The sequence below is a fragment of the Legionella sp. D16C41 genome, from assembly GCF_048541585.1.
Taxonomy (GTDB): Bacteria; Pseudomonadota; Gammaproteobacteria; order Legionellales; family Legionellaceae; genus Legionella_C.
The window spans coordinates 1,913,294-1,927,348 of record NZ_CP183303.1 but is presented as its reverse complement, the minus strand read 5'-3'; the positions used below and the strand labels follow the sequence as shown (position 1 = coordinate 1,927,348).

Sequence of the window (14,055 nt, the reverse complement as noted above, 5' to 3'; positions counted from 1 at the left end):
CGTATAATATGTACTTATAGGGTGTCATTTTTAATATGAGATGCTTATGCCAAAAGTTATTTTGCATGTAAAAAATCATCCACCAGATTTTGATTATGAAAATGCTAGCTACCAGCATGAAAATCAAGCATTCGGTTATTTTGAAACTCTAAATCAATGGCACCGTGATGCACAAGAAGACTCCCTGGCTTGGGAAACCTTAGAAGAAAATAGTTTAGATTCATTAAGTCCAGAAGAGATTGGTCGACGTCTATGGACAACTTATCGTGAATTAGATAAACAATGGCAGGACGAACACAATCGTAAAGGCACTATTTGTAATGCGGGTACTACAGCATCAACAACTATTTACGATGGAAAAGGTAATTTGATTACAGCAACTTTAGCAGATGCAGCCTCTTTTGCAGCAGTCTATAGTAGTGATAATCAACTTTTAGGTGTAGTTAGATTAAATTCAGTAACTCATAAGCCAACAGATAAGACTGAGGAATTACGCATTAATAGGGCAGGAGGCTATGTTTCCTTCGTTAATGGAGTGGGTAGAGTATGTAAACAACTTGCTGTTTCAAGGGCCATTGGTGATAACAATCTAAAAAATGTTGGTGTTTGCTCTGAGTCAACGATTGATATTACAGATATTAATGGACTTGCTCAAACAAAGTAAAACGTGAGGACATAGCAAAAGTACAAATTATTACTACTTGCGATGGTTTTACCGATGCTGCAGCTAATCAAACGAAGGTAGAACATGAAAAATTTCTTCATGATTCTTTAACAGAAATTTTTGTAACAAATAATAAACCAACTGAAAAAGAAATAGCTGAAGCTTTAGTTAAAAAAGCAAAATCAAACTCTTCTGATAATATCACTGTCGCTATACAAACTATCAACTGTGAAGCTAATACAAAGGATAAAACTCCGCCTTTTAAAATTGGTGTGTATGATGGTCATGGTGGCTCTAGCGCAGCGATTTATGTTGCAAATAATATAGGCACTGAATTCAAAAAACAATGCACCCTTAAGCAGGAAGAGTACGATAAGCAGCCACTTAGTGTATATAATAATCGCGCTAGTTATAATCGTGATAACTGGGTAGTAGACCGCAAAAAAGATTATGCGGTCCTACAAAATACTGCTACTAATGAACAGCAAATTACCAACATATATGCGGCTAATTTGAATATGATTTTAAATATGATTGAAAGTCATAATTATGATTTAGGTAGAGGCATTAGTGGTAAAGAAGGTTATTCGCATAGTGCTTTTAAAATAAAGAATATTATTGATAAAGCTCTAGATGACGTGAGTAAAGGAAAGCAAATTTCACATAATCAATATTCTCGAATAGTATTTGATATAGAAATGGAATTAAGTGGAAAATTAAAAGAAACCAAAGGAGTTACACTTTTTGGTTGGGGTAAGCGAACTGCTACAACAGTTGCCTTATATGAAAGCATACTAACTTCTGTTTATCCTATTATCAAGCAGCCTGTAAAAAATAAACCGCCTATGGAGAAAAGCTACAAAGATATAGAATACTATATTGGAAAAAGGAAATTTAATTAGGTCTTAATTTTATTTATATCTACAATCTATATAGCGAGGAGCTTATAGGGGATTATCATTAGCATCTCTAAAATTGCGCGTGACATTACAGAACTAATACATAATATGTATTAGTTCCGATGTAATCTGACACCTGACTTGAAAAAGAGAGAATTTCCAGTTTTGATAGAAGTGCGAACTTTAAATCAAAACAAAAGGAAATCTCTCATGATAAATAGTAACGTTAAAATCATAAAACATAAAGTTGGGCTGCTTGATTTGACTAAAGAATTAGGAAATGTATCTAAAGCATGTAAAGTAATGGGCTTATCCCGGGATACATTAATTATGCTCTTAATTCTTGCAGTGTAGCTTTAGTATTAATCGTAACAATTGACTTATGTTTTCGCTTAGCGTGCCATAGAGCCCAGTCTCGCTGTAAATTAAGCCAAAACTCAGGCTCTATACTTAGAGCATCAGCCAAATCCAGAGCAGTTTCTGGTGTAATCCCTCGCTTACCATGGATAATTTCATTGAGCTTAGCATAAGTCCATCCTAAATGAGCAGCAAACGCCTTTTGAGTTATATTCATTGGAATAAGAAATTCTTCTAAAAGAATTTCACCTGGTAGAGTAGGTGGTCTATGCGTCGGTAACATGGTTTTCTCCTCTAATCTAATGATAATCAGTAATACATACATCATAAGCATTGCCATTCTCCCAGCGGAAAATAACAGCCCATTGTTTATCAATCTTTATTCGCCAATATTCAGATAAATTTCCTGTTAACTTAGCTAACTTATTACTTGGTGGAACTTTTAACGTGTCAATAATGGTAGCAGCATGAATCATATCCAGCTTGCGCTGCGCTTTTTTATGCAGCTCAAGCGACAACTTACGAGAGAAGCGGCTGCTTACACCATTAAAAACATCTTCTGTTAATTTATCCTGAAAATTGATTATCATAATTTATTATATATCATATATCGATACATGATATATAATTTATATTAAAAATGCAAACGTTTTGAAAAAAGTCATTTGAAGAGTCGATTTATACTAATTCATTAAGTGGATTAATATTCATGTATTGTATGTGAGGTAATTCACAAATCATACGTAGGAATTTTAAAAGAGTTTTAATTAATACGCCTTGATTAGCTGCCATTTGTTACGGAAAGAAGCAAGCAACTTCCATAAATTTGCAAACATTATCCGTATGTATATGTAATACAGGCTCCAGAGTAACTCCTAAATAGTTGCGTGATTTTTGATAATATTTTACGGTAGCTACTAAAAATTATTTTATTGATTAAGGTTTAAATATTTCATCTATTCTATTTTTATTTTCTATTAAAGCTTTATTTAAACTAACAGTGGTATTCGGTGGAGGTTTAAAAAAATATAATATTTTCTTTCTAATAGAATTTAGCTTTAAATCTTCACAAAGAGTTTTTTTGTTTTTTTCACTCACTTGCAGAGATTTAGCGTATAATCGCAGTCCATTTTTTAAATTACTTTCTAATTTAGTACGAAACGTTAAGTAATCGCTTTCATACTCGCTTACTTTAAAAAGGTCTTTTATTTCTTTTTTAGCAGTTTGAATATTAACTATTAAATTAAGGATAACTCTTCTTTTTGCGCCGCATTCATTATATTTTTTTAATTCGTCAGCCAACTGTGTAAGCTCTCTTTGCAAGGTGCTAATAGCTTTAAGCATTAATTGAGCTTTAGTTTTAAAAAAATTGGTTATCTTTTGAACATGCTCATTTGACTGTGCAGTTCTAATGTAATGCGCATTGAAATATTTATAAGGTACTAGGGTATGAGTATGTGGATCAAAATCTTCAAGGAAATTTCTAAAAGTAACCGGATTTTTTCCTATTTCTATTAAAGAAAAAAAGCCTTTCAGTTTTGTTAAGTATTGCGATGCAGGGTAGACTTGATTTAACAAAGGATCGCAAATATATGCTTGCTCTCCCCAGGTTTGGGGTAGGTTTGGAGCACTGCCTTCTTGTCTGCCGATAACAAGAAAGGCATGATCGCCACCCTCTAATTTAAAGATCTCAGCACTTATATGGGCTGGTGTATACTTAATAACATAATCAAGCGCCATAAATGATAATTCGGTACAATTACCAAGTGAAAATTTTTTGCATACCTTAATCACATTATAAAATTTAGCGATTACATAATTTACTTCAATCGAGTATTTGGAATTTTCATTGAATAAGGCTCTAATTGCCCCTATGCCTTTCCCTATATGGTTTCTTCGTAAAGCATCATAGGTATTGTTAATGAGATGGGTATTACCTTTAATGATATATGTTCGAGCATAGTTACAAGCGTTTTTAGCGATGGCTTCATTCAGTGGTGAATTTATATCAGTCATGAAAAACTAGTGCACGCGTGATTGGTGCAATAATGATACCAATTTTAATTCAAAAAATTACTAAAATAATTAAAAAAAAATTGCATAATTTTAGAACAAGTTATTGGATTTATTTTATTAAAATCACTTAATATTTTTTTAATAATACTCAGTTATAATTTTAAGATACACGATAATAATGAGAGAAAATTATGCCTACTAAGGTAGTGGTTTATACTGATTTTGATGGCACTATTACCCGCCGACAAGGGTCTAAAACTGTTTTTAGCCCATTTTATCAATCTTTACTTAAATCTCCTACAAAGCAATATCACCTTCCAGGACTACTAAAAAGTACATCCGAAGTGCAAGAATTATTTATGCAAAAATTTGGTCCTGTAGAACAAGTTGACTTTAGCAAAAATACTAATGATGAAGATATATTAATGGACCCTGAGGCCGTCAACTTTTTGCATGAAATACTTAAAGAAAGTGATGTTGTCGTTAATATTATTACTAGAAACCGAGCTGATTACATTCAGGAACTATTAAAATATCAAGGTTTTAGCGCAGATGAAATTAGCAGAATAAACATTAAAGACTCAGGTCGGAAATATGATGAAGTTTATAACAATTTAAATAAATTAGATATGAGAGCAGAACAAATTTATATAATGGATGACGATGAGAAAGATTATACTAATATGCTTAATGCTACTAAAGATTTAGAGTATGAGGAGCAAGAAATTTTCGCTTATAAAGAGCCTGTTGGCCAATTTACATGGGCAAATTATCTTAAAGCTATTAAATCTTATCTTAATAGTACTAAATCTGTTGTTACCCGTGATTCTTTCTTTAATCCATCTCAAAAGGAAGATGTGACTAATGAACATAGTAAAGAAAATCCTTTAGGTCTAGGACGCTCTAATTAATTAATGATGGCCTATACCAAATATGTACTAGATTTATTGCTAAACCATTAGTAATGAAACACAGTCAAATGAAAAGGCGCTGAAAAAGCACCATGTGCATAAAGTACATGAGCATTTTGAAGTGCTTTTTTTATTTGAGCTTGGCCGGCAATCGCACTTTCGAAAGAAGTATACTATAAATTTTGTTATGAGCTTTTAGGAATATATTACTAGAAAATAATGTAGTTAGTTAAGAAATACCTAAAAATAAGAAAGTTTTAAAAAATTACAGCTGATTTATGCTTAAATCTTGAGTATGGTACTCGTCAAAAGCAATGTTTCGTAATTCTTTCTCCCATTTTGACGGCTTATCTTGAGGATAAATAGAAAAATCAAGTATTTCTCTAATAGTTTGTGTATAATCATCTTGATCAAAGAGATCAAAGATTTGTTCAATAAGTTTATTTTCTTTATTGTCCTCTTTTACTTTATCAAAAACATGTTGCTGCAAGGATTCAAGCAGTTTATCGTGACGGCCGCTCGAGGCCTTTAAGCTAAAAAATCCTAGTTCTTTATCATTTTTAAATAAGTTTAATTTCTTAGCTAAATTGTAGATATTAATTAAGTCATCAATCGTATTTGTGGGCTCTTGAAGTTTCAACAAAAGTTGTTTTGATAGTTTTTTTAATAATGTTTTACGATTAGCTGCAAATCGTGGTTCATTGATTAATTCACTAGCTTTTTCTCTTAACTCATGGTGAAGACAAAAATCGTTTTTAGTTAAGTCGTAATAGGAATCATCTCTTTTTAGTAAGAAATCAAGCAAATTTGCACCACATAGATTTATACATTCTGAGCATGATTTAGGGTTTAGCAGACTATAAAACAAAGCATTCATTAATCCCTGCAGCTTATAATATTTATTGCTCTCGGCTAATGTTTCATGCTCATTTAACCTACTTAAAAGGGTTATTATTTCTTTACCTTGGTTGGCTTTAGCAAACGATTTAATTTGCGTAGTTAAAGCTTCAGCTTTTACCTTCTCTAAATAATTTATTAAATAAGATTTTAAATAAACTTTAATATCTCGATCTTGCTCACTTTTGATGTCTAATTGATACTGTTTAGCTAATGCTAAAAGCTCTTTTGAGGTTAGATTGATAAAGACTTTGTCTTTATGAATAAATATCATTAATTTTTCAATGATATCTATAGTAAGATTGCCTCTAGCTGGTTTATCTAATATATGTTTGGGGCCTGCAGCGAGTAATAGATAATGTAGTGTAAATCTTGAATCAGCATAGGCTGCTAAATAATTACTATCGTCTGGCTCTAAGAAAGATAAATTAAATAAAGATTGCTCAACTAAATTACTTTTTTCAGCTACAAAGGGATTAACACCGCATAACACTAATGATTGCGCTACAGTTGGAACTTTTAAAGTAATAGCAGCATTTAAAACAGTTTGAGCATCACTCGCGGAGTAAGATGCTGTAGTTTCTGCTAGAGTCGAAATAAAAAATGTTTTAATTTTGTTTATTTCTGCAGCGATATCTACATCATATTGATTGCTATATTTTTCAATAACTTTTTTATTTTCATTTAACCATTTTTGAATGGCATACAGTTGACCAGTTATTTCCAGTTTAAACTGCCAAACAAGATTGGGGTAATTATCTAAGAATTCATATAAAGTAGTAACTTGTGAAAATAGTTGCTCAATTTCATTTTCTGATAAAAAAGTATAGTGTTCTCTAAGAGGATAATTATCTTTATCTAAGGTTATAAAATTTTGGCTAAATAATTCATCTATCGATTTTCCGTATAAATGTGTAATATGTGCATCATCTAATTCTTTCTCAATCAACTTCCCTTCGCCAGATGAATTTCTTACAAAGATATAATACTTTATTTGCTCATCTTCAACTTTTCTTATAGTAAATGGAACACCATCATTGTCTTTAAATAATTTATTTAATTCAGCAATATCTAAGGGATCTTTCAATGCTTTTGCAGAAATAAATCCAACTGTATAATTTGGTGAGCCTTTTTGAATTAAATTAAGTGGTGAAGCAATGATATTTAAGCATCTTTTACTAATGTAGGTGCTAGAAATTACGTCACCTTTAATAGGATTTACACTGAGTTTATTTTCTTTTTCCCGCGTTTCTACTACTTGCTCTATTTGGTGGGTTAGAATTTTTATACCTAAATGAGGCAGCATTCTTAGATAACGAATAGAAATCATTTGTTTACGCGCTTCTTTTGCATTTTTTATCAATAACTTTTCACATTTGAGCATATGCTCTTCTACATTATCAGAATCTTTAGGTAATTGTGCTAGTTCCTTTGCAGATTCTATCCCATCATTAAGTCCATGAGCAACATGATAGTTAGGTGTAAAATAAGCATCGCCTAATAAACAAAAATAATGCCCCATATGGCTTTCAAAAGCTCTTGTTGCTTGTAAGCTATCAATTTTAAAAAACAACATTTTGACTTTTTCTTTAGCTCCTTGTGTCTTTTCACTTTGAACAAGGTCTACTACAAAATCATCTTCAGAAATTTTCAAATATCGCGTCAGCGCGCGCTTTACATAAGCAAGCGCAGCTTCTTTGCGTGCTACTTCATCGGATATTTTATAAATAGATTTGGGAATTTCACCTACAAAACCTAGTTTGGCAGATTTTTTATCGCTTTTAGAATATGATTTATGCTCAAAGCGCGCAAAAAATAATTTGTCATTTAAATTTGAGGCGCCAAATTCGTTAGAAGGAGGCTCAAAAGGAACTTTGCTTTTTATAGAGACATAAGCACCGAAATGATAATCAGAAGCTAGATAACCCATATCTTTTGGCGTTTCCCGTTCTATTTTTACCTCAGAATTTTCGCGTAATAAACCTAGTGTAGGAGCTAAAGCACCATCAGCTTCTATAAGATGTTGAAAGTGTATGGTTTGAGTTGTTTGGTTAAGTGTTGGAGTTAAAGTACCACCTTTGCCTGCATCAGGTTGCTCATCTATAAGTTCGGATTGCTGCTTAGGTGCTTCAAAACTTGCTTCACCTACTTTTAATTTTACCTGGGTGAGGTTCGTATAAAAATTTAAAATAATAGCCGGAGGCTTTCCTTGCTTCTTCTGATGCTTATTAAGTGCTTCAATTCGACGTAAAATAAATTTTTGTATGCTAGAGACTTTAACCTCAGGAGAGACTAATAGATTATCAATAAATTTAAAGTCTTTTTCACTTAATTGGTCAAACTCAGTAATCATATCTAATAATTGTTTCTTTCTCATGGGTTCGAGAACCAGTGGCTGCGGTCGTAATGCAATCTCTGCTTCTTTACGTTTATCAATTATTCTGACTGTATGACCATTTCTTGCAGCTTCATAAGCTGCTGTTAAGCCAACTGGGCCCATGCCCACTATAAGTAGATCACAACTATCTTGGTTACTTTCAGGCATAAATTTAGGAATTATTAATACTTGGTTAACCTAATTATAGAAGATTAAACAAATTAATTAAAAAATATAAAAATTGTAAAAAATTTATTCTTTTTTATGGTGTGATTATTTATAACCTCTCCGTAAGCTAAAGCGTTGATTTAATTAAACTTAAAAAAAGTCCTATATCTTTGCTTTATCCCAGCTTAAAAAGGCTATCTCGCTGTAATACAGAAATTAATTAAGGCCAAAAATAAATAGGTACTAAACTCTAGGATATTTAAACCTTAAAAAAACAAATTCATATCCAATTATGGACGTGTCATGCTAGATATATGATGTAAAGAGTGAATATTTTCAGCCATTAAAAATGGCTCAGGAAGTAACTTACATTCTTCATATTTTTTAATAATTTTTCCTAATTCTCCCTTTCTTAATGTAATTAATATGTCATCTGTAAACGCATCAATATTATTTTTACCTTTTAAAGCGTCTAGTAATACTTCTACTGCTTGAATTTCAAGGCTTGTATCTACAACCCACAATCGTCCATAGTGACGCAAATTAGTTTCGGAGTTTCTACATTTGGCTAAGTATTGCACTAACTCGTCTATAAAATCAGCTTCTGTTAAGGCGCTTTCTTTAGGTTTTAATGTCTCTGCTTGCATCTTTAGTGACGTATTATCAACCTTAGAAGATAATTGCTCTTTATATTTATCAAAATTCAAATCAGCTTTTGGTGCTATAGTGGCTATCTTTAGAAGAGCTAACTTAAGAACTAGCGTTTCTTTTTGAGTGTTATCGCCGCTTGAAAATAAGTTAATTAATTCCTCTGGTGGTTTTAGCAAATCATCATTATTAAGCCACACTCTAAGTGTTTGCCTTATTAATTCTAAAGCGGTATTGAATTTTTCATGGTCTTCAATTGAATCAACATTTAAAAGCGAAAATAGCTGTGTAGCAGCTATCTTTATTATATGTTCTTCAAGGAATTTCTGATCAATAGTAGACGTTTCTAAATTGTTAATGATGTTAAGACAAAGCCCAGCGAAGGGGCTTTTATCCTGAGATGATGGCTGTAGTAAAACTATTTTATTAATTGTTTGGTAATATTTGCTTTTTAACTCAGAATAACTCATAAATCACAACATATTTTGTACAAATATCTCAAATTATAGACCTTAATTGATAAAATGATGGCAAAAAAGTTGGATAAATGTCCTTTTTTGGGAAAATTGCAAAAGATAATCTTAAATAAGCTGTTTAGGAAGAAGTTATTTTACAATGCTTTAGCTGGATTTATCACAATTTTTCTGGATGAATTTAAATTTGGGCTTTTTATAGTTTAAATAACTCTAAGTAGGGTAAAAAGAATTTCAAAATCACCATGATGGTCAGCTAAAATATTTCTACTGAGGAGAAATTAGTTATTTTTGCCGCATAAGTTTAATGAAACTAGCTTCAGTTATTATTATATCTCTCAATTGGTAGTAGATTTGCGATAATAAAACTATAAAAAATAGATTGGTCCGTTTGTTGTAATTGTGTTTCTAGGTGCCTATTGCGTTGCAGATATGGCGTTTCCATAATAGGTCTTTTCACTAAAAACTGCCGCTCACAAACGATAGCATTTGGCTTAGCAACCCGGGTAATAGCTTGCCAAGTTTGGTAATAATCAACCTCAGAAGTATAAGAACCAAAATCCGATAAACTAAATTTATCGATAGAATGTGGGGATAAATTATTAAGGGCTGCTAATAAATCAGTTGTAGTGTATTCAATAGCATCTATTTTACTTTTTAATCCTTCATAGTATTGTGGCTGTAAATGTAGAGGTAAATACTTATTATCCCAGGCACCATTAAATAAAAGTTGTGTAAAATGACTTTGATTAAACAAAAAAGCTGTACTTGCTTTATCTAAGCAGCTTTTAATATAGCGATAAATATTAAATTTAGCAGGAACAAACGCATAAAAGCCAGGATCGCGTAAGACAAAGCGCCAGATTAAACGATTAGCTGATAATTTAAGTAAACTACGCCAAAATAAAGAATCCCATTTTTGTTGCCAAAATTGCGCCTGTGCGCTTATTTCTTTAAAATTTAATAGCTTATGGTGTTTCCTATGTCTAATTAGCCAGCTAAGTTTGGCATTCCTTCTAAAGTATCGTTCCCAATTGCCTTGATAAAGAATACCTTTTTTAATTTTCTGCTTATTTTTATCCCAGAATAGTTGAGCATCTTGAGTTAGCCAAGGCCTTAATTGCTGATAGGTTTTTAATCGCTTTTGGCAAGGAAGTAATCCTAAAAAGTGAGCAAATTCAGAATAAGTAAGTAACTTAATCGCGGCTACTTTTAATTTTAACAAATATTGCTGAGCCTTGTTGTTATCAACAGCAATAATTTTATTAGGTGATTGCGTTAACAAGTCAAGGACTCGCGCTCCACTACCGGTAATGCAGAGAAGGGTATCTGTTGGCTGAATATTAAGAGCCACCACTTCAGAATTTGCATCTTCATTACAAGAAGAATAGCCTAATTTATTCATAGATTAATTGTCACTTTCTAATGCCCATATTTTTTCAATAATATTTACCAGCTGCTCAATATCTTTTTTAGTATGGATGGCTGAAAAACTGATGCGTACACATTCTTGTCCTTCTTCTACGGCGGGATACTTAATAGTATTCACAAATATATTATTGACATGAAAATCCAGCGCAACTTTCTCGATATTCATGGAGTGTTTTAAAGGTAAAACTAAAATAGCCGACTCAGTATAGACATCAATCCCTAACTGCTGAATCAATTCAGTTGCATATCGACTATTGGCTAATAATGTTTGTTGATAATGTGGCTCTTGTTCTAAAAGATCTAAACCTGCCAGAACAGCTGCACATTGCATTGGACTTAAGCTGCCAGAAAACATATAAGAGCGAGCAAAATAACGTAAATATTCTATAATCTCATGGTTGCCACATACAAAGCCACCTGTAACGGCAAAGGTTTTACTAAATGTTCCCATAGACAAGCAATGGTCATACGAAGTTTGAAAATAATTCATAGTACCTTTTCCTTTATCACCAAGTACCCCTGTCCCATGAGCATCATCGAGAATTAGAATGGCTTTGTGTTGTTGTGCTTTTATAACTAATTCAGGTAATTTTGCTAAATCACCTTGCATGGAATAAACGCCTTCTATAGCAATAAAGCAATCGCCAGCAAAATCAGCTTTGGCTAGTTTTATTTTATTATCTAAATCGGCTAGATTGTTATGGGCAAAAATAGTGAAAGGAATTTTTTTAAGTTTTAAGCCGTCAAAGCAAGAGGCGTGATGCTTTTCATCTACTATTACGATATCTTTTTTAAGCGGCAAGCTAGAAAATAGGCCTAAGTTGGTTGCATAACCACTAGGAAAAACTAAAGCATCTTCATAACCCTTAAAGTGTGCTAACCGGCGCTCCAATTCTGTTAATAGATAGTGATTGCCATTGAGTAAAGGCGGGCCACCTATACCGACTCCAAACTTATCAATAGCGTCGCTAACCTTACTCTTTATATAATTATGATTAGCAAATCCTAGATAGTTATTAGAGCCAAACATTAACATATCACGAACTTGTGATTCAAAATTGCAAGCGACTTTAACTATTCTATCAGCAGGAGAAAGGATTTTACGATGAAAGAGTGAGAGACCTGTTTGCTTAAGATTGTCACTATATACAGCAAAGTTTTTAACTCTTTGTTGATAGGTTTGTTTTTGTTGCTGGCGAAATAATTGTTTTAAGCTAATTCTTTCATCATTGATAATACTAGACATCCCATAACCTCATTTAAGAGCAACAACGTATCGCATTAGCTTTTATTGAAATTGTTACTGATTGGATTTTGATTAACTCACTATCTAATTCAATCAGAAAAGGCTCTATTCCATTAAGCTTTACTGCGCCATTTGTAAAATAGATACTCCGATGATGTTTATTTTTCTAAAATTCCCCTCCTATTAAATAAAGTAATGAGGCAATAAGTGGTAGTTTGTAAGTAGATGGTTGCTGAAACGCTGACATTTTAATGCCGCACAAAGCCCAGCTGCATTTTTATTCAAAAAAATAGTAATCATATTTGCGCTTTACAAGGCCTATATCGTAGAGAAAATATAAAAAATCCATAATAGATGAGCATAAAAAGTAACCAGTCTGGTCTTAATTGTAAAATCAGAGAAGATATTAACAGTAAGTAGGCGTGTACAGAAAATAGAATGGGTTTATAAGCTGTTTCGTCTGTTTTGTTCTGATAAAGCAAAATTTGTCCTATGCCATAAGTACTAAGAGATATAAGAAAGATTAATAATGATATGTAATTAATTGATTGTTCTAAATGAAGTAATAACCAAGAACAACTTAACGCTGCTGTTGTTAATAACGTACTAATATGACACGATACTTTTCGACCGTACACTACAGGTAAAGTGTAATAAGCAGTTTTTCTATCAGCTTCAATGTCTTTGAAGTAACCTACCAGTACAAAGTGAGCATAAGCAAATAATACTGTAAATAATGTAAGAATAACTTGTGTATCTTGCCAGTTTAGAGGTTTAAAAGATTGAAATGCGAGTACATAAAGCGCAGCTACTATCCAACCATTATAAAGTGGTCCGCCCCAAAAGCGACGTTTAAAAAAAGTATAAGTCATTAAGCCAACGGTTGCTAAGCTTGCTACAAATATATTGTAATAATTTTCAACTGCTAAAATAGCGCTAGCTAATGTTAAAAAGCTTAAGCTAATAAGGAATACTGATTCCTTATTTAATTGACCCGTCACTAAAGGTCGATAAGGTGAGGAGAGGCTATCGGTATCTATTTGATAGCAATCGGTAAGCGCTTGACCTACACCATAACTAAAAAAGAAAATAACAAATAAAACAATAAAGGTAGGAGAGAAAGGTGCTTGGGCTTGGGCCATCCCTAATAAGCCTGTAATACCTGATATAAACAATAGATAAGGACGCATTAAAATAAAATAGTTTTGCCAAAATGAAAAAGTTAAAACTGATATTATTTCTCGTCTAACTATCAATGCTAACCTCCTTTGTTATTTCTTACTTAGTACAGATTAAAAAACTGTTTTAAAGTTCTCGCTTCAACTTTAAGCTTACTTAGTAAGCAGATAAAATGCTGGTAATGAGAGCGCTCTGTCCTTTAAAAGATTCTATTGTTAAAACGTTGGAACTATAACAACTTAAAAATAGAAAGTCATCCTGTTAATTCATTTAAAGTTGATTAATAAGAGGCAGAGTTAACTTGAAAGTATCTGTGCTTTGTTGATAGCAATAGTATGTTCTGAAAAGCAAATTATTAAGATCATTACAATTGTAATGATCTTAATAATGAAAAAATAAATTATTGCCAGCTTTGCGCAAAGATTTCATAATCATAGCTGTCTGTGTATAGACAGGTTAATTTACCGCTTTCCATGGTCTCATTTGGCGTTTGAAGGGTATGACGTACAGAGAGGTAATTAACAATTCCTTGCTTTAAAGCATCGTTTTCATTATCAAAGTAGGCGGTAAATTTAAATTTTGTTTTCCATGCTCTATTTTGATAGTTATAAGTGTCTGAAGTTAAAACCCACCAATCATTAGTAAGACTGGCTGCCTTTATGAAGTTAGCATCTTTAATAAGATTTATAGGAGGGCAGTTGTTTGCTAAAACTGTATTACTCCATGCTAAGATTCCTACAATGCATACTATATTTCTTATTATTTTCATTTAATACTCCAATCAGCAAA

The 14,055-nt window shown here is 32.3% G+C and carries 12 protein-coding genes and 1 pseudogene; 4 read left to right on the top strand and 9 right to left on the bottom strand.

The window, feature by feature from the left end; all coding sequences use genetic code 11:
* Nucleotides 1–46 precede the first annotated feature (46 nt).
* From ACNVED_RS08405 to ACNVED_RS08395, 3 genes and pseudogenes are all read left to right on the top strand, one after another.
* Complete coding sequence (locus ACNVED_RS08405) at nucleotides 47–664, top strand: hypothetical protein (RefSeq protein WP_419418577.1); 618 nt, start codon at nucleotides 47–49, stop codon at nucleotides 662–664.
* A 272-nt stretch (nucleotides 665–936) separates the two neighbouring features.
* Nucleotides 937–1,566: a hypothetical protein gene (locus ACNVED_RS08400; RefSeq protein ID WP_419418576.1), complete on the top strand. Its 630-nt coding sequence runs from the start codon at nucleotides 937–939 to the stop codon at nucleotides 1,564–1,566.
* 207 nt (nucleotides 1,567–1,773) lie between these two features.
* Nucleotides 1,774–1,887: pseudogene (locus ACNVED_RS08395) on the top strand (helix-turn-helix domain-containing protein); the annotation flags it as partial.
* A 4-nt stretch (nucleotides 1,888–1,891) separates the two neighbouring features.
* On the opposite strand, the gene ACNVED_RS08390 reads toward ACNVED_RS08395, so the two are convergent.
* The 3 genes from ACNVED_RS08390 to ACNVED_RS08380 form a co-directional block, all read right to left on the bottom strand.
* Nucleotides 1,892–2,203, bottom strand: coding sequence for a HigA family addiction module antitoxin (locus ACNVED_RS08390; RefSeq protein WP_419418575.1), 312 nt, complete (start codon nucleotides 2,201–2,203; stop codon nucleotides 1,892–1,894).
* A 16-nt stretch (nucleotides 2,204–2,219) separates the two neighbouring features.
* The gene (locus ACNVED_RS08385; RefSeq protein WP_419418574.1) at nucleotides 2,220–2,510 is read right to left on the bottom strand and encodes a type II toxin-antitoxin system RelE/ParE family toxin; all 291 of its coding nucleotides are present in this window, start codon (nucleotides 2,508–2,510) and stop codon (nucleotides 2,220–2,222) included.
* A 346-nt stretch (nucleotides 2,511–2,856) separates the two neighbouring features.
* A complete protein-coding gene (locus tag ACNVED_RS08380; protein WP_419418573.1) occupies nucleotides 2,857–3,936 on the bottom strand; it encodes a hypothetical protein in 1,080 nt (359 codons plus the stop codon).
* A gap of 191 nt (nucleotides 3,937–4,127) precedes the next feature.
* Here ACNVED_RS08380 and ACNVED_RS08375 point away from each other — a divergent pair, with 191 nt between their 5' ends.
* Nucleotides 4,128–4,847: a hypothetical protein gene (locus ACNVED_RS08375; RefSeq protein WP_419418572.1), complete on the top strand. Its 720-nt coding sequence runs from the start codon at nucleotides 4,128–4,130 to the stop codon at nucleotides 4,845–4,847.
* 265 nt (nucleotides 4,848–5,112) lie between these two features.
* On the opposite strand, the gene ACNVED_RS08370 is transcribed toward ACNVED_RS08375, so the two are convergent.
* From ACNVED_RS08370 to ACNVED_RS08345, 6 genes are all read right to left on the bottom strand, one after another.
* Nucleotides 5,113–8,289 carry a DUF2624 family protein gene (locus ACNVED_RS08370; protein ID WP_419418571.1) on the bottom strand — a complete coding sequence of 1,059 codons (3,177 nt, stop codon included), beginning with the start codon at nucleotides 8,287–8,289 and terminating at the stop codon, nucleotides 5,113–5,115.
* A 290-nt stretch (nucleotides 8,290–8,579) separates the two neighbouring features.
* Nucleotides 8,580–9,407 carry a hypothetical protein gene (locus ACNVED_RS08365; RefSeq protein ID WP_419418570.1) on the bottom strand — a complete coding sequence of 276 codons (828 nt, stop codon included), beginning with the start codon at nucleotides 9,405–9,407 and terminating at the stop codon, nucleotides 8,580–8,582.
* A 322-nt stretch (nucleotides 9,408–9,729) separates the two neighbouring features.
* Entirely contained in the window at nucleotides 9,730–10,815 is a 1,086-nt protein-coding gene (locus tag ACNVED_RS08360; protein WP_419418569.1) for a DUF3419 family protein, read from the bottom strand.
* A gap of 3 nt (nucleotides 10,816–10,818) precedes the next feature.
* Complete coding sequence (locus ACNVED_RS08355; RefSeq protein ID WP_419418568.1) at nucleotides 10,819–12,087, bottom strand: aminotransferase class I/II-fold pyridoxal phosphate-dependent enzyme; 1,269 nt, start codon at nucleotides 12,085–12,087, stop codon at nucleotides 10,819–10,821.
* A gap of 296 nt (nucleotides 12,088–12,383) precedes the next feature.
* Entirely contained in the window at nucleotides 12,384–13,343 is a 960-nt protein-coding gene (locus ACNVED_RS08350) for a UbiA family prenyltransferase (protein ID WP_419418567.1), read from the bottom strand.
* Between the two features lie 323 nt (nucleotides 13,344–13,666).
* The gene (locus ACNVED_RS08345) at nucleotides 13,667–14,035 is read right to left on the bottom strand and encodes a hypothetical protein (protein ID WP_419418566.1); all 369 of its coding nucleotides are present in this window, start codon (nucleotides 14,033–14,035) and stop codon (nucleotides 13,667–13,669) included.
* Nucleotides 14,036–14,055: the final 20 nt, after the last annotated feature.